14 protein-coding genes are annotated in these 15223 nt (G+C 70.2%); 9 read left to right on the top strand and 5 right to left on the bottom strand.

Annotated features, from left to right (window positions below):
- The first annotated feature begins 79 nt into the window (after nt 1–79).
- Nucleotides 80–1807, top strand: a complete 1728-nt coding sequence (locus tag KBX08_RS05760; RefSeq protein WP_210781497.1) for an IlvD/Edd family dehydratase — start codon at nt 80–82, stop codon at nt 1805–1807.
- 112 nt (nt 1808–1919) lie between these two features.
- A complete protein-coding gene (locus KBX08_RS05755) occupies nt 1920–2906 on the top strand; it encodes a LacI family DNA-binding transcriptional regulator (protein ID WP_210781547.1) in 987 nt (328 codons plus the stop codon).
- A 101-nt stretch (nt 2907–3007) separates the two neighbouring features.
- Here KBX08_RS05755 and KBX08_RS05750 read toward each other — a convergent pair whose 3' ends face one another.
- Nucleotides 3008–4711 carry a cellulose binding domain-containing protein gene (locus tag KBX08_RS05750; protein WP_210781496.1) on the bottom strand — a complete coding sequence of 568 codons (1704 nt, stop codon included), beginning with the start codon at nt 4709–4711 and terminating at the stop codon, nt 3008–3010.
- 174 nt (nt 4712–4885) lie between these two features.
- Nucleotides 4886–5821: a hypothetical protein gene (locus KBX08_RS05745; protein ID WP_210781495.1), complete on the bottom strand. Its 936-nt coding sequence runs from the start codon at nt 5819–5821 to the stop codon at nt 4886–4888.
- Between the two features lie 257 nt (nt 5822–6078).
- On the opposite strand from KBX08_RS05745, the gene KBX08_RS05740 reads away from it, so the two are divergent.
- Nucleotides 6079–6906 (top strand): SAM-dependent methyltransferase, encoded by an 828-nt coding sequence (locus tag KBX08_RS05740; protein ID WP_210781545.1) that lies wholly within the window; start codon nt 6079–6081, stop codon nt 6904–6906.
- 73 nt (nt 6907–6979) lie between these two features.
- Here the strand turns inward: KBX08_RS05740 and KBX08_RS05735 are convergent, their stop codons facing one another.
- Nucleotides 6980–7504: a MarR family winged helix-turn-helix transcriptional regulator gene (locus KBX08_RS05735; protein WP_210781494.1), complete on the bottom strand. Its 525-nt coding sequence runs from the start codon at nt 7502–7504 to the stop codon at nt 6980–6982.
- Between the two features lie 144 nt (nt 7505–7648).
- Between KBX08_RS05735 and KBX08_RS05730 the strand changes: the two genes are divergently transcribed.
- Nucleotides 7649–9928, top strand: coding sequence for an LLM class flavin-dependent oxidoreductase (locus tag KBX08_RS05730; RefSeq protein ID WP_210781493.1), 2280 nt, complete (start codon nt 7649–7651; stop codon nt 9926–9928).
- Here KBX08_RS05730 and KBX08_RS05725 read toward each other — a convergent pair.
- The gene (locus KBX08_RS05725; RefSeq protein ID WP_210781492.1) at nt 9925–10635 is read right to left on the bottom strand and encodes a DNA alkylation repair protein; all 711 of its coding nucleotides are present in this window, start codon (nt 10633–10635) and stop codon (nt 9925–9927) included. The two genes, KBX08_RS05730 and KBX08_RS05725, sit on opposite strands and share 4 nt — an antisense overlap.
- 93 nt (nt 10636–10728) lie before the next feature.
- On the opposite strand from KBX08_RS05725, the gene KBX08_RS05720 reads away from it, so the two are divergent.
- The 4 genes from KBX08_RS05720 (at nt 10729) to KBX08_RS05705 (ending at nt 13468) form a co-directional block, all read left to right on the top strand.
- On the top strand, nt 10729–11442 hold the full coding sequence (locus KBX08_RS05720; protein ID WP_210781491.1) for a GAF and ANTAR domain-containing protein: 714 nt from the start codon (nt 10729–10731) through the stop codon (nt 11440–11442).
- A gap of 123 nt (nt 11443–11565) precedes the next feature.
- Nucleotides 11566–12099 (top strand): hypothetical protein, encoded by a 534-nt coding sequence (locus KBX08_RS05715; protein ID WP_210781490.1) that lies wholly within the window; start codon nt 11566–11568, stop codon nt 12097–12099.
- A 160-nt stretch (nt 12100–12259) separates the two neighbouring features.
- Nucleotides 12260–12580, top strand: coding sequence for a hypothetical protein (locus KBX08_RS05710; protein WP_210781489.1), 321 nt, complete (start codon nt 12260–12262; stop codon nt 12578–12580).
- A 258-nt stretch (nt 12581–12838) separates the two neighbouring features.
- Entirely contained in the window at nt 12839–13468 is a 630-nt protein-coding gene (locus tag KBX08_RS05705) for a VOC family protein (RefSeq protein WP_210781488.1), read from the top strand.
- A gap of 5 nt (nt 13469–13473) precedes the next feature.
- Here KBX08_RS05705 and KBX08_RS34615 read toward each other — a convergent pair whose 3' ends face one another.
- Complete coding sequence (locus tag KBX08_RS34615) at nt 13474–14082, bottom strand: TetR/AcrR family transcriptional regulator (protein WP_307850458.1); 609 nt, start codon at nt 14080–14082, stop codon at nt 13474–13476.
- 116 nt (nt 14083–14198) lie between these two features.
- On the opposite strand from KBX08_RS34615, the gene KBX08_RS05695 reads away from it, so the two are divergent.
- Nucleotides 14199–15209: an aldo/keto reductase gene (locus tag KBX08_RS05695; RefSeq protein ID WP_238689947.1), complete on the top strand. Its 1011-nt coding sequence runs from the start codon at nt 14199–14201 to the stop codon at nt 15207–15209.
- Nucleotides 15210–15223 lie beyond the last annotated feature (14 nt).

Genomic DNA, 15223 nt, shown 5'->3' with positions numbered 1-15223 from the left:
GACGTCACCAGCCAATCCACCACAGGCGCATTGATCGCCGCGCAGGACGCGGCCGGACGGATGACAGAGAGGTGTGCTGATGTCGACGACGAATCGACCGCTGCGCAGCGGGGAGTGGTTCGGTGCGGAAGGCCGCAACGGGTTCATCCATCGGTCCTGGATGCGCAACCAGGGGTTCGCGGACGACGTCTTCGACGGTCGCCCGGTGATCGGCATCGCCACCACCTGGTCGGAGCTGACGCCCTGCAACGCCCACCTGCGCGACCTGGCCGAGTCGGTGAAGCGGGGCGTGTGGGAGAGCGGGGGCCTGCCGCTGGAGTTCCCGGCGATGAGCCTGGGCGAGCCGCTGATGCGACCCACGACCATGCTCTACCGCAACCTGCTGGCGATGGAGCTGGAGGAGTCGGTCCGCGCCAACCCGCTCGACGGGGTGGTCCTGCTCTCCGGCTGCGACAAGACCACCCCCGGCCTGCTGATGGGAGCGGCGAGCGTCGACCTGCCGACCCTGATGCTGACCGGCGGCCCCATGCTCAACGGCAAGTTCCGCGGCCAGGACATCGGCTCCGGCACCGTCGTCTGGCGCTTCACCGAGGAGATGCGGGCCGGCCGGATGACCGCGGCCGACTGCTCCGAGGCTGAGGTCGGCATGTCCCGCAGCCGAGGCCACTGCATGACAATGGGTACCGCGTCCACGATGGCCTGTGTGACCGAGGCGCTGGGCGTGCAGCTGCCGGGGGCGGCCGCCGTGCCGGCTGTCGACTCCCGGCGGTACGCGCTCGCGCACGCCGCCGGACGCCGGATCGTCGCCATGGTCGAACAGGACCAACGGTTGTCCTCGGTGCTCACCAGGCAGGCGTTCGAGAACGCCGTCCGGGTGAACGCCGCCATCGGCGGCTCCACCAATGCCGTCGTACACCTGCTCGCGATCGCCGGACGCCTCGGCGTCCCCCTGTCGCTGGAGGACTTCGACACCCTCACCGCCGACGTGCCCATGCTCGTCAACCTCATGCCGTCCGGGACGTACCTGATGGAGGACTTCGCCTACGCCGGCGGCCTTCCGGTGGTGATGAAGGAGCTCGCCCCGCTGCTGCACATGGACCACATCACTGTCAGCGGCAGGAGCGTGGCGGAGAACGTCGACGGCGCCCAGTGCTGGAACCGGGATGTCATCGCCACCCTGGAGGAGCCGTTCCAGCCCGCCGGCTCGGGCACGGTGGTGCTGCGCGGCTCGCTCGCGCCGTCCGGGGCGGTGTTGAAGGTCTCCGCCGCCTCCGCCCACCTCCTCACGCACACCGGCCCGGCGCTCGTCTTCGACCGGATCGAGGAGTACGTCGTCGCCGCCGACGACCCGGACCTCGAGGTCACCCCCGACACGGTGATCGTCGTGCGCAACGCCGGGCCGCGGGGCTACCCCGGCTTCCCGGAGGTGGGCAACGTGCCCATGCCACGACGGTTGCTCGCCGACGGCATCACGGACATGGTGCGGATCTCCGACGCTCGGATGAGCGGCACCGGCTACGGCACCTGCATCCTGCACGTGGCACCGGAAGCGTCAGTGGGTGGCCCGCTCGCGTTGGTACGCACCGGCGACCTGGTCTCCGTCGACGTTACGACGCGCCGGCTGGACCTCCTGGTCGACGACGCCGAACTCGCCCGACGCCGCACCGCCTGGCAGCCTCCGCAGCCGGTGGCCGACCGGGGTTGGGTACGGCTCTACAGCGAGCACGTCCTACAGGCAGACAGCGGCGCGGACCTCGACTTCCTCGTCGGGGGCAGCGGCAGCGCGGTGCCCCGTCACTCACACTGACGGCCACGATCGGACGAGGCCCACGAGGAACTGATTCCATGGAAGAACGGACGGCCCGCCAGTGCGAGTTCACGCAAAGGCCGCTGTGACAGCGGCCGACCGGCCCCCGGTCATGGCCGACGTCGCTCGCCTGGCGGGCGTGTCACACCAGACGGTGTCCCGGGTCATCAACGGGGCACCCAGCATCAGGCGCGAGACGCGGGAGCGGGTCCTCGAGGCCATCCGACGACTCGACTACCGCCCCAACACGGCCGCCCGTGCGCTGGTGCGCGGACGGTCCGGGATGATCGGCATCATCGGCACGGCCAGGACGCTGTTCGGTCCGACGAGCATCCATCGCAGCGTCGAGGACGCCGCCCGCGCGGCCGGCTACTTCGCCACCTCGGTGAGCCTCTCCGAGGTGACGGTACGGGCGCTCAGCGACGCCACCGAACACCTCATGCGCGTCGGCGTGGAGGGCGTCGTGATGATCGCCGGCAACGACGAGGCCCTCGAGGTGGTGCGGATGACGCGCTCGGGTGTCCCCTTCGTCGTCGTGGAGGGCGACCTGTCCAGGGCCAGCGTGACAGTCGGTGTCGACCAGGTGCTCGGCGCCCGGATGGCCACCGAGCACCTCCTCGACCTCGGGCATCGAGAGATCGTGCATGTGAGCGGCCCGCTCAACTGGGCGGAGGCCCGCGCTCGCCTCGAAGGGTGGCGTCGGGCGATGAGTGCCGCGGGCCTACGCCCGCCGGAGCCGGTCGAGGGGGACTGGAGGGCGCACAGCGGCTACGCCGCCGGGCTGCGGATCGGTGCGATGCGCGCAACCACTGCGGTGTTCGCCGCCAACGACCAGATGGCCATCGGTGTACTGCGCGCGTTGCACGAGCGTGGCCGGCGGGTGCCACACGACGTCTCCGTCGTCGGATTCGACGACGTGCCCGAGGCGCCCTTCCTGATCCCGCCGTTGACGACGATTCAGCAGGATTTCGACGCGGTCGGTCGGCGGGCCATCACGGCCGTCACCCAGGCCATCGACGACACGGTGCCGCAGCGTCTGCCGCTGGTCGTTCCCAAGCTCGTGGTGCGACAGAGCACGGCGCCGCCGACCGCTACCTGAACAGCCGACGACCTGGAGCGGCCGCCCGCCGACGGGCGGGAGCCCCAGGCGTGTGACCGGGACCCCCGCGACGTCGATGGTGCTCGGGGCGAACGAGGTGTTCAGAGGGTGAAGACGAGCGTGGAGATGCTGCGGGCGCCGACGTTGATGGTGGCCTGGCCGCCGTTCACGCTGGTCGGCTGGCTGGCCGCGTTGGCGTTCTGTGAGGTGAGATAGTGCTCGGCCCGGCTGACGTTCTGCGGGGCCTGGATCACGGCGTTGTTGACCGCGCTGTTCGAGCGGTTGAGGATCACCAGGGTGATCTTCCCGTCCCCCTGGTAGGCGGTCACCTCCAGCGGCGAGGCCTTCGAGCTCTTCGTCAGGGCAACCCGCTGGTAGCCGGGGCGGACGTACTTCGCGTACTGCGAGAAGGCGTACCCGCGCTTGAGCGGAGCGCCCGCGACGGTGCCGAACGCCGACTCGCCGTCACCGATGAAGGAGTAGTAGCGCTTGCCGTACCACCAGATGTAGGCGTTCCAGTTGGCCTCCATCGACTTGTGCACGGTGCGCATGATGTCGTCGAGGGTCTCGTTCCAGACCGCCGCGTTGGCGGGGTTGCCCCAGATGTTGGAGCCGCCACCGTCGGCGGCGTGCAGGTTCCACTCGGTCATCCACACCGGCTTGTTGTGCTGCTCCGCCAGGGAGTACGGCCGCAGTCGGCCCGACTCCTCGGTGCCGTACAGGTGCCCGCCGACGTAGCCGATGTTGTTGCGGGCGGTCGCGTCGTTGAGGGTCGGATCGGTGTAGCCGTAGTTCATGTTGACCGCCTCGGCCACCATCAGCTTGGTGTTCTGCACCTTGGTGCCCTGGTCGCGGACGAAGGTGCGCAGCTCGGTGCCGCTCCAGTCCATCGAGTCGTAGTCCGGGTGCCAGTCCGGCTCGTTCTGCACCGACGTGACATCGACGGGTACGCCCTGGCCACGCATGTACTGCACGTAGCTGTTCAGATGGTTGGCGTAGTCGTCGTAGTAGTCGGTCCTCAGTTTGCCGCCGTTGACCCGGCTGTTGTTGGTCTTCCACGCTGCCGGCGCGGTCCAGGGCGAGGCGAGGATCTTCACGTTGGACCCGTACGACTTCGCGGTCTTCAACGAGTTCACGTGCGTCGCCCACTCGTTGGATTCCGGCGACAGGCCGGTCCGCACGATGGAGAGCCCCAGCTGGTTGGCACCCATCCCGACCAGCGTCTGGGTGTCCGTCGTCGACCAGGCGCTACCCCAGATGGACTGCGCGGCCCCGAACCCGTCGACAGTCTGGTATTTGGTCGCGCTGTTCACAGTGATGTCCGCCGGCCCGGTCGGCGGCGGGGTGGTGGTGGGCGGCGGGTCCGTCGGTGGCGGGGTTGGCTCGGTGCCACCGGTGCAGCCCACGCCGTTCAACGCGAAGATGGTCGGATCGGGGTTGCTGCCGGTCCACGAGCCGTTGAAACCGAACGAGACGGTCCCGTTGGTCGGGATGGCCCCGTTGTAGCTGACGTTCTTGGCGGTGACGGCGGTGCCGCTCTGCGTCAACGTCGTGTTCCAGGCCTGCGTGACGGTCTGACCGGCGTTGTAGTTCCAGGTCAACGTCCAACTCGTCAGCGCGTCACCGAGGTTGGTGATGGTGACGTTGGCGCCGAAGCCGCCCTGCCACTGCGACGACACGCTGTAGTTCACCGAACAGCCGGCGGCTGCGGCCCCCGCCGGCATCGCCACGGCGACCGCCGCCGACGCCAGCAGGACGGCGCCGGCCGACACCAGGGCGGCGTTTGTCACTCTGCTTCTTCTCATGAAACTCCTCCTGAAGTGGTGGTGGCTTCCACGCCTCGGGAGGGCTCGTCTGCGGTGAGATTCAGCGACGGTGTGAGCGGCGGAAAAATTGGGAGCGCTCCCAGGTGGTGACTCAGAAAGCTAATTCGTATAACGAATCCTGTCAATGCAATCGGCCTGGGCGCAGTGGTGCCGTCACCGGCCGCAGGCGCCGCACTGCCTGCGAGTGCGCAGGTGGTAGTCGGTGGACGCGATCACCAGGCCCACCCCCATGACGAGGTACGCCGACATCGCCACCCACAGGAACGCGTCGGAGAACTCGCTGTGCGAGCCCGACGTCACCTGCACCATCCCCATGCCGAAGTAGGCCACGATGCCCGCGCCGAGCCCGAAGCCGGGCACCAGCAGCAGCAGACGAGGAATGGTGCGCCCGGCGAGCAGCGGCACCCACCCCGGCCAGACCTCACCCCAGTGGTACACCAGCGCCAGTGGCAACAGCACTCCTGCCAGCACCAGGCCGATCTCCAACCCGAGCAGGGAGGCGCTCTGGTCGACGCGGTCGAACCCCACCGCGAACTGGGCCGCGAAGCGGGTCACGAGACCGCCCACAGTGGCCCACGCCGCCCAGCGCGCCCACTGCGTGGGTGCCGAGCGCCGCGTACCCGGTCGGACCGTCCGGCAGCAGGCTGGGCAGTCGCCCCGGGTGCGCCGCTGATAGCGCGCGGTGGCCAGAGCGAGCAGTGCCGCTCCGGTGGCACAGGTCAGCCGACTGACGAACGCCAGCGGGTCGAAGAACGGGCCGACGGTGAACAGCAGGAAGCCCACCAGCTCCGGCAGCAGGATCGCGGCTGCCGCGACCAGCGCTGCGGCGACCGTCCAGGCGAGTCCCGCAAGCGTCGGCCGCCAGGTCGCCACCCTGTCCAGGGCAACCGCCACCCCGCCCGCGGCCGCGCACAACGCCACCGACCACCAGCCGGTGAAGCCGAGCAGGTCCAGCCCGAGCCGCCCGAACTCCGGAGCCTCGCCGACCGTCCAGGCCAGACGCACGCCCCCGTATGCCACGGCCCAGCCGAGCACTGCGTACGTCAGGCCATGGACGCCCCGCCCGACGATCCGTGTCGATGTCGTCATGAACCGATCCTGCCGGCGTCCCCTGGTGGGCGGACCCCGCTGACAGGGGACGTCGCTCCCTCGCGGGAGGGACCGGCCGGACAGTGGGTACGCCGAACGGGGCGCGTCAAGCAGTGTGGGTCTCCTGTGGAGTGGCCGGGTGTGGTGCGAATCCTCGGCCTTCTATACCGTGGCACGATCACGGGTGGCCACTTCCTCGACCGGGCCGCCCGCGACGACGTCGCGTACGCGTTCGACATGGGGGATTCGTCGTGAGCATGGAATCGCCGACGACCGGCCGGCACGAGGCCGGTGAGGCCGACGTGCAGCAGAAGATCGACACGTCGGTGCCGCATTCGGCGCGGATCTGGAACTACTGGCTCGGTGGCAAGGACAACTTCGCCGTCGACCGCGAGGCCGGGGACCAGTATCGCCAGGTCTTCCCCGGCGTCGTCGACGTGGCCCGGGCCTCTCGGCAGTTCCTGGTCCGCTCGATCATGTTCCTCACCGCCGACGCGGGCATCCGTCAGTTCCTCGACGTCGGCACCGGGCTGCCGACCGCCAACAACACGCACGAGGTGGCCCAACGGATCGTCCCGGACGCGCGGATCGTCTACGTCGACAGCGACCCGCTGGTGCTGGTGCACGCTCGCGCGTTGCTGGTGGGCACGGCCGAGGGCAGGACGGCCTACATCGACGGTGATCTGCACGACCCGGCCGCGATCATCGCCGAGGCCGGCAAGACGCTCGACTTCGCGCAGCCGATCGGTCTCATCCTCAGCGGCGTTATGGGCCACGTGCCCGACTACGAGGCCGCCCGCTCGATCACCCGGCAGTTGGTGGCGGCGCTGCCGAGCGGCAGTTACCTCTCGCTGAACGACGGCACGAGCCTGATCAGCGCCGAGATGCAGCAGGCGCAGGACGACTACAACGACAGCGGCGCTACTCCGTACACCCTGCGCTCTCCCGACGAGATCGCCGGCTTCTTCGACGGCCTGGAGCTGGTCGAGCCCGGCGTCGTGCCGTGCCCGCAGTGGCGGCCGGACGACGCGGTCGACACGCCGGCCGACATCGACGCCTTCGGCGGGGTGGGCCGCAAGCGCTGACACTGTCGTGCGGCGGCGGTCGGCACCACTGTGGGTCGTTCCTGGTGGCTACGCCGCCGCGCGGTAAGGACGGTCAGCCGGACTGGTCGGCTGGCGGAAGGACGCTCTGCACGGCCACGCAGGGGTCCGTGGCGGGTGCGGCGGCGTGGATCGCTTCGGCGGCCCGGGCGGCGAGGTCGCGAAAGACCTCGCGCTGCTCCTCGGGTAACCCGCCCAGCACGTGGTCCTCGGCGTGGGCGACCCGCCGTTCGGCCTCGGCGAGCGTCTGGCGTCCGCGTTCGGTGCCCACGACGCGTCGGGCCCGCCGGTCCTGGGGGTCGGGTCTGCGCTCGATGAGACCGGCGTTCGCCAGGTCGTCGATGACGTAGGTCAGTACGCTGCGGTCGATGGCCAGGCGATCGGCCAGGGCGCCCTGCGTGGGCACATCTTCGTGCACGACGACGGCCAGGATGTGGTAGCCCCGACTGCCGTGCGGCAGGTCCTTCAGTAACTCCTCGACGCGCTCGTGCCAGCGGCGCAGCACCATGCCCAGCGACCAACCGAAGTTCGAGCCGCGCTCGCGGTCGGCCGGCAGCTCGCACGGGTCGGTCACGGACATGTCCCGATGCTAGTGGCCGGTGCGTTGATCATGATCCGACATCGCGGCAGCCCCGGAATGATTGGCAGCTAAGATAGGTTGCCTGACAAACGATAGATGTAGAACATCGTGGGTTGATCAAACGATCGCGTGGATGGTGAAGCAATGTCGGATTACGGGCACGAACTCCGGTTTGGGTCGTTCCTGATACCCAGCGTGCACGACCCGGATCAGGTGGTGGCGCTGGCCGAGTTGACCGAGGCGGCGGGGCTGGACCTGGTCACCTTCCAGGACCACCCGTACAACGCGGAGTTCCTCGACACCTGGACGCTGCTGAGCTGGGTCGCCGCCCGCACGGAGCGGCTCCGGATCTCCGGGAACGTCCTCAGCCTGCCGCTGCGCCCGCCGGCAGTGCTGGCCCGGGCCGCGGCGAGCCTGGACCGGTTGTCGCACGGCCGTTTCGAACTGGGCCTGGGCGCCGGCGCGTTCTGGGACGGGATCGAGGGCATGGGCGCACGTCGGCTGACAGCGGGGCAGGGAGTCGCGGCCCTGCGGGAGGCTATCGACGTCCTTCGCGGCGTCTGGGACGACACCGCCACTGGGCCGCTGCGGCTGGACGGGGAGTACTACCCCGTACCCGGCATGCAGCGCGGCCCGAAGCCGGCACATGACATCGACATCTGGCTCGGCGCGTACCAGCCGAAGATGCTGGCCCTGACCGGTCAGAAGGCCAACGGCTGGCTGCCGACGCTGGAATACCTGCGATCTCCGGACCGGGTGACCGCCAACCGGCTCATCGACGAGGCGGCCATCGCCGCGGGCCGCGACCCCCGGGAGATCCGGCGGCTGCTCAACCTGTTCACTGTCGACGTCTCGTCGCGCAGCCGCGGCTTCCTCCAGGGGCCCGTCGAGCAGTGGGTCGACCAACTCCTTCCGCTGGTCGTGGAGGAGGGGTTCAGCACCTTCCTGATCGGGCGCGACGACCCACGTCTCATCCAGACCCTCGGGCAGGAGATCGCGCCCGCGCTGCGGGAGGCGGTCGCCAAGGAGCGCATCGGGGGTGAGGTCGGCACCGGGCCGGTCCGCACGACCGTCGCGCTGGCCGAGCGGCACCCCGGCCTCGACTACGACGCGCTGCCGCCGTCGCTGGCCACCAGGTCCGTCGAGCCCGGTGACCAGGAGTACGAACGGGTACGCCACACCTACAGCTGGCACGGCTCGCCGGCCCTGGTGATCCGTCCGCGCAACGCCGCCGAGGTGGTCGACGCCGTGTCGTACGCCCGGACGCAGGATGTTCCGCTGTCGGTGCGCAGCGGCGGGCACGGCATCAGCGGCCGGTCGACGAACGACGGGGGAGTCGTCATCGACATGTCGAGGATGAACAGGGTCGAGGTGCTCGACCGGGCGACCCGTCGGGTGCGACTGGAGCCGGGTGCACGCTGGGGCGAGGTGGCCCAGGCGCTCGCTCCGTACGGTCTGGCCATGAGCTCGGGCGACTACGGAGACGTGGGCGTCGGTGGTCTCGCCACCACCGCCGGCGTCGGGTACCTGGCGCGCAAGCACGGCCTGACCATCGACCACGTCGTCGCCGCCGAGATCGTCACCGCGGATGGCCGTCTGCTCCGCGTCGACGACGAGCATCACCCCGACCTGTTCTGGGCCGTCCGGGGCGCCGGTGGGAACTTCGGTGTGGTCACCGCGCTGGAGCTGGAGGCGTACGAGGTCGACAAGGTCGTCTACGCCCAACTCGTCGCGGACGCGACAGACACCGCCCGACTGCTGCACCGGTGGGGCCAACTCGTCGAGGACGCGCCACGGGAGTTGACGAGCTTCCTCTCCCTCTTCCCCGGCCGCCGTGGCAACCCCCCGGCCGCCCAGGTCACCCTCGTCTACGCCGGTGACGACGTCGAGGCGGCGCAGTCCGCCCTCAGCCCGTTCCTGGAGATCGGGCCGATCCTCGACCAGCAGGCGCAGCTCGTGCCGTACCCGGCGATCGTCGTACCGCCGGGCAACCAGCATCGGGGGCAGGGGCTGAGGGACACCCGCAGCGGCCTGTTGCACCACGTCACACCGCAGGCGGCCGACCTCATGGAGCACATGCTCCATTCCGGCGACGTGATGATCATGCAGGTCCGGTCCGTCGGCGGGGCGGTCAACGACGTCGCCCGCGACGCGACCGCCTACCCGCACCGGGAGCAGAACTTCTCGGTACTCGCCGCCACCGTCCCGGACCGCCGGCCCCAACTCGACAAACTGTGGGCCGAGCTGTACCCGCACCTCGACGGCCTGTATCTCAGCTTCGAGAGCGACACCGATCCGGCTCGACTGCTGGATGCCTGGCCCGAGCCCACGCTCGGCCGGCTGCGCGCCGTCAAGGCCAGCTACGACCCGGACAACGTCTTCAACCGGAACTTCCCCATCCCACCGGCTGAGCCGGTCGACTAGACGGCGCCGGACAGGTAGTCGCGGCGACGCTGCGGTTCGAACTTCTCGATCGCGTACCGCAGCATGACCCGTGGCATGACCCGGTAGCGGCGGGCGAGGAACTCCTCCTCCGCCGCTCTGTCCCGGTTGCCCACCTCGCGCAACATCCAGCCCACCGCCTTGCGAACGAGGTCGTGCGGGTCGTGCAGGAGCCGGTCGCCGAGTCGGAAGGTCCACTCGAAGTCACCGGCCTTGATGAAGGCGAAGGTCGCCATGATGGCGATGCGCCGCTCCCACACGAGGCTCGACGCGGCCAACCGGTCCAGGACGCTCCGGTCCCTGTCGAGCAGCCAGGGGCCGACGATGTACGGCGCGGACGAGTCCACCAGGTCCCAGTTGTTGATGCGGTCGGTGTTGGCCAGGACGATGTCGAAGATCCGACCCCGTTCCGGCTCGTCGCCCTTGACGAACTTCCGCACCAGGATGAGCAGCGCGGTCAACCGTTCCTCGTGGGCGCCGCCGGTGAGCAACTGCGTCGTCTCGGCCAGCGAGAGGTCGAGCCAGAACCGGGCGGCCACAGTGCGCTGGTCGGGCACTGAGACACCGAGGGCCCGGTCGCCCTCGCCGTACCCACCGGGGACCATCCGGAGGAACCGGCTCGACGCCTCGGCTCGACGTGGATCGGCGAGGCTGGCGAGTGCCCGACGCACGTCGACGTTGGTGGCCATGACCGTCGACGCTACCGGGGGTCAGCCGGCGTGGCGGAGGCGTCCGACCTTCGGCATGGTGTGAGTGGGTGATTCAAGGGGTACGACCCTGCGATGACGCAGCCGAGGATGGATCCCGCCGACGCGTTGGCCGAGCTGGGCCGGGTCAGACTCGACGAGGTCAGCCTTGACGACATGCTGCTCCGGGTCGCTGAACTCGCCAAGGGGAGCATTCCCGGGACGAGGGAAGTGACTGTCACCCTGGTGCGGGGTCGGGTCGGTTGGACCGGGGCATTCACCGGCGAGCTGGCCCGTCAGTTGGACGAGTGGCAGTACGAGCAGCACCGGGGCCCCTGCCTGGATGCCTCCGCCAGCGGTGACACCATCTCCGTGCCGGACATGGAGACCGAGGAGCGCTGGCCGGCATGGGCGGAGAGGGCGCGCGCCGCCGGCGTGCAGAGTTCCCTCTCCATCGGGCTTCCCATCCAAGGCTCGGTTGTCGGTGCGCTCAACGTCTACAGCGATGCGGCGGACGCGTTCGATCCGTCCTCGATCGCCAGCGCGGAGGGCTTCGCCGCGTACGCGGCGGTGGCACTGGCCAACGCGCACCTGTATGAGAACGCCGCCACGGTGGCCGCGCAGATGCAGGAGGCGATGCGGAGTCGGGCGGTGATCGAGCAGGCCAAAGGGATCATCATAGGGGGCCGGCGGTGTTCGTCGGAGGAGGCGTTCGCGCTGCTGTCGAAGATCTCCCAGGACACCAACCGGAAGGTGCGCGAGGTCGCGGAGGCCCTGGTCGCCCAGGCGGTGGGAAAGTCTCAAGGGTGAGTCTCGCCCGGACCTGACCGGCGCCGCAGCCACGCCGGGTGGTGGCAACCGGGCAGTCGTCCGGCGCGAAGTCCGGTGACGAGTCGCGGGTGTGGGTGCCTGAGCGGTGGGTAGGGCTGAACCATGCTGAAGCGAGCGGTGGGGCAGGGGCTGGTGGCGGGCCTGGCCGGGGCTGCGGTGATGACGGCCGCCGAGAAGATCGAACAGCGGGTGACCGGTCGGCCCGACTCCTACGTGCCGGCCCGGGTTCTGGCCAGGTTGACCGGCCTGCCGGAATCCTCCGGGCAGCAGCCGCGGTGGCAGAACCTGGCGATGCACTACGGCCAGGGCGCGCTGGTCGGCGTGCTGCGCAGCGTCATGGCGCAGGCCGGGCTGCGCGGCGCCTGGGCCTCGACGATGTTCACGGCGGTGCGCCTGACCAACGACCAGATCCTGGAGAACGCCACCGGCGTGGGGGCGCCCCCACCGACCTGGCCCCGCCCCGAACTCGCCATCGACGTGTTGCACAAGTCCATCTACGCGTTCGCCACCGGGGCGGTGGCCGACGCGCTCGCCGCCCGCGACGGAGCGGGTCCCGGGCAGCGGCACGCCGCGCTGCGTCCCGGTCGCCACTCGGACGTCGGTCCGCTGCCCCGGGCAGCAGCACGCCGGGCATAGCGGCGGAAGAGCCCTCAGAGCCAGGAAGCTGCGCGCGTGGCCGGGGAGTGTTTAGCTGCACGGATGATCACACCCGTTCCCCTCGGTACCTGGCCGACGCCGTTGGAGGCCGCGCCCCGGCTCGCCGCCCGGCTGGGGCTGGCCGAGCTCTGGTTCAAGCGTGACGATCTCACCGGCCTCGGCGGTGGCGGCAACAAGATCCGCAAGCTCCGGCACACCTGCGCGGCTGCTCGGCGGCGAGGTCGAACCGGACGCGCTGCGGATCGACGGCACTCAGGTGGGTGCGGGGTACCGCACGCTGACCGGCGCCGTCCGGGCGGCGCTGGAGGTGACCGCGCGTACGGAGGGGGTCTTCCTGGACCCGACGTACACCGGTCGGGCGATGGCGGCGCTGCTGGCTGGCAGCTTCCCGCACGGCGACCGGGTCGTCTTTCTGCACAGCGGCGGTCTGCCGGGACTCTTCGGCCACCCCGAGCTGTAGGGGCGCCGGCCGGGCACGCACGGCGGGGCCCTCCGGCGGAGTCGCGCCGGAGGGCACCGCGCCGAGTTGTCGACGGATCAGACGCCGGCGAAGTGCTCCCGGTGATCGCGAACGAACTCGGCGAAGGTCCGCGGCTGCCGGCCGATGATCGCCCTGTTGGGGTGCGCAGGGCCACCAGGATGGCTCCGGGCTGATGCCGGAAAGCCGCCGCCGAACAGGGGCGCAAGCAGTAGCGTGATGATCAGGAAGGGGGCGGCGATGAGCCCGAAGGTTGCCCAGGGCGACGCGAGTGCGACGTCGCGCATCGAGAGCCTGGACGTCAAACTTGAGGTGGTCGTCATCCCGGTCTCGGACGTCGACCGGGCGAAGGCGTTCTACGAACGGCTCGGGTGGCGGCTCGACCAGACCCCGCCCGGCATCGTCCAGTTGACGCCGCACGGCTCCGCGTGTTCCGTGCAGTTCGGCCCCGGGCTCACGTCGGCGGCACCCGGCTCGGCCACGGCGTACCTGATCGTGTCCGACATCGAGGCGGCCCACGACACCCTCGCCGCCGCCGGTGTCGAGGTCGGCGACGTCTTCCACGTCAGCCCGGACGGCCCGGTCGACGGGCCGGACCCGCAGCGACGCAGCTACTTCTCGCGCGCCACGCTGCGCGACCCGGACGGCAACACCTGGCTGATGCAGGAGATCACGACCAGGCTTCCCGGACGCATCGAGGGCGGCCTCACGTCGTTCGGCTCCACGAGCGACCTGGCGAGCGCGCTTCGGCGCGCGGCCGCCGCGCACGGCGAGCACGAGAAACGTACGGGCGAGCATGACGACAACTGGCCCGACTGGTACGCGGCGTACATGGTCAGCGAGCAGTCGGGGGCCAAGCCGCCCGAGTGAGCCGGTCAGCGCAGTCCGCGGATGAGGTTGTCGACCAGGGTGCGGGCGAAGTCCTCGGTGAGCGGCAGGTCGGCGATGAGAAGCCGGTGGTAGCAGGCGCCCCAGAGTTGGTCGACGACGGATTCGGGGTCGATGTCGGCGCGTAGCTGCCCCCGGGCCATGGCCCGGGTGAGGGTTTCGACGGCGAGGGCCCGACGGGGTGCGGAGTAGCGCTCGCGGTAGGCGGCGGCCAGTTCCGGGTCGGTCTGCGCCTGCCCGATGAGTTGGCTGATGACCCGCCCGGCGGTGGTGTCCCGCACCAGGTGGACGAAGGCGACGAGTTGGTTGGTCAGGTCGGCGACGATGTCGGCGGTGTCGGCGAAGGCCAGGGTGGGCGCGACGACTGTGAAGTAGCCGTCCAGGGCGAGCGCTCCCTTGGAGGGCCACCACTTGTAGATGGTCATCCGGCTGGCTCCGGCGTGGGCCGCGACCTTCTCGATGGTGAAGCCGGCCATGCCCTCGGCGAGCAGGAGTTCACCGGCGGCCGTGAGGATCTCCGCGCGTACCTGATCGGTGGGGCGGCGGCCGCGACCACGGCGTGCTGGCGTCTGGGCATCCGGCGTGAGTTCGGCCACTGGTCCTCCCGGTTATATGGACACGCTGTCTACTTGCTGGTTATATGGACACAGCGTACACAGCGGTGCCCGCACACCGCGACGCACCGCGACGACGACCGGAGGAGACGAGGGACATGGCGGGTCTACGACGGCGACGGTTGGGTGCCTCCGGGCCGGAGGTGTCGATCATCGGGCTCGGCGCGATGGGCATGTCCGACCTGTACGGGCCGGCCGACGAGGCGGAGAGCGTCGCGACGCTGCACGCGGCTATCGACGCCGGTGTGAACCTGATCGACACCGCGGACTTCTACGGGTCAGGTCACAACGAGATGCTGATCGGCCGCGTGCTGCGGGAGCGCCGCCGGGACGAGGTGGTGCTCAGCGTGAAGTTCGGCGCACGCCGGACACCCGACGGCGGCTTCCAGGCGGCACCGTACGACGTGTCGGCGGCGGCGGTGAAGGACCGGCTCGCGTACTCGCTGCGACGGTTGGGCACCGACTACCTCGACATCTACCGGCCGTCACGGCTGAACCCGCAGGTGCCGGTCGAGGAGACAGTGGGCGCGCTGCTGGAGATGCAGCAGGCCGGCTACATCCGGCACATCGGGCTCTCCGAGGTGGGCGCGGACAGCATCCGCAGGGCCGCGGCGGTGGCGCCGATCAGTGACGTGCAGATCGAGTACTCGCTGCTCTCCCGGGGCCCGGAGGCCACCATCCTGCCGGCGCTGCGGGAGCTGGGCATCGGGTTGACCGCCTACGGGGTGCTGTCCCGAGGTCTGCTCAGCGGCCACTGGTCGGCGGACCGTGCGCTGACCGGCACGGACTTCCGGGCCAACAGCCCACGGTTCCAGGGCGAGCACCTGGCCGCCAACCTGCGCCTGGTGGACGCGCTCGGCCGGGTCGCGCAGCGGCTGGGGGCGACCACCAGCCAGGTGGCGATCGCCTGGGTGGCGGCACAGGGCGAACAGATCGTGCCGTTGGTCGGGGCGCGGCGACGCGACCGGCTGACCGAGTCGCTGGCCGCTGTCGACCTGGTGCTCGACCAGGACGCGCTGGACGAGATCGAGCGTGCCGTGCCGGCCGGCGCCGCCTCCGGCCAGCGGTACGCGACCGCCATGATGGCGCTGCTCGACAGCGAGAAGTGACAGCGGCGGGCGGG

This window comes from Micromonospora sp. H61 (genome assembly GCF_018070325.1).
Taxonomy (GTDB): domain Bacteria; phylum Actinomycetota; class Actinomycetes; order Mycobacteriales; family Micromonosporaceae; genus Micromonospora; species Micromonospora salmantinae.
The sequence above is the reverse complement of the archived record's forward strand: the minus strand, read 5'-3'. Positions and strand labels throughout refer to the sequence as shown.

Coding starts and splice junctions, on each gene's coding strand:
- KBX08_RS05760 (WP_210781497.1), top strand. CDS start 80: ATGTCGACGACGAATCGACCGCTGCGCAGCGGGGAGTGGTTCGGTGCG.
- KBX08_RS05755 (WP_210781547.1), top strand. CDS start 1,920: ATGGCCGACGTCGCTCGCCTGGCGGGCGTGTCACACCAGACGGTGTCC.
- KBX08_RS05750 (WP_210781496.1), bottom strand. CDS start 4,711: ATGAGAAGAAGCAGAGTGACAAACGCCGCCCTGGTGTCGGCCGGCGCC.
- KBX08_RS05745 (WP_210781495.1), bottom strand. CDS start 5,821: ATGACGACATCGACACGGATCGTCGGGCGGGGCGTCCATGGCCTGACG.
- KBX08_RS05740 (WP_210781545.1), top strand. CDS start 6,079: ATGGAATCGCCGACGACCGGCCGGCACGAGGCCGGTGAGGCCGACGTG.
- KBX08_RS05735 (WP_210781494.1), bottom strand. CDS start 7,504: ATGTCCGTGACCGACCCGTGCGAGCTGCCGGCCGACCGCGAGCGCGGC.
- KBX08_RS05730 (WP_210781493.1), top strand. CDS start 7,649: ATGTCGGATTACGGGCACGAACTCCGGTTTGGGTCGTTCCTGATACCC.
- KBX08_RS05725 (WP_210781492.1), bottom strand. CDS start 10,635: ATGGCCACCAACGTCGACGTGCGTCGGGCACTCGCCAGCCTCGCCGAT.
- KBX08_RS05720 (WP_210781491.1), top strand. CDS start 10,729: ATGACGCAGCCGAGGATGGATCCCGCCGACGCGTTGGCCGAGCTGGGC.
- KBX08_RS05715 (WP_210781490.1), top strand. CDS start 11,566: ATGCTGAAGCGAGCGGTGGGGCAGGGGCTGGTGGCGGGCCTGGCCGGG.
- KBX08_RS05705 (WP_210781488.1), top strand. CDS start 12,839: ATGAGCCCGAAGGTTGCCCAGGGCGACGCGAGTGCGACGTCGCGCATC.
- KBX08_RS05695 (WP_238689947.1), top strand. CDS start 14,199: ATGGCGGGTCTACGACGGCGACGGTTGGGTGCCTCCGGGCCGGAGGTG.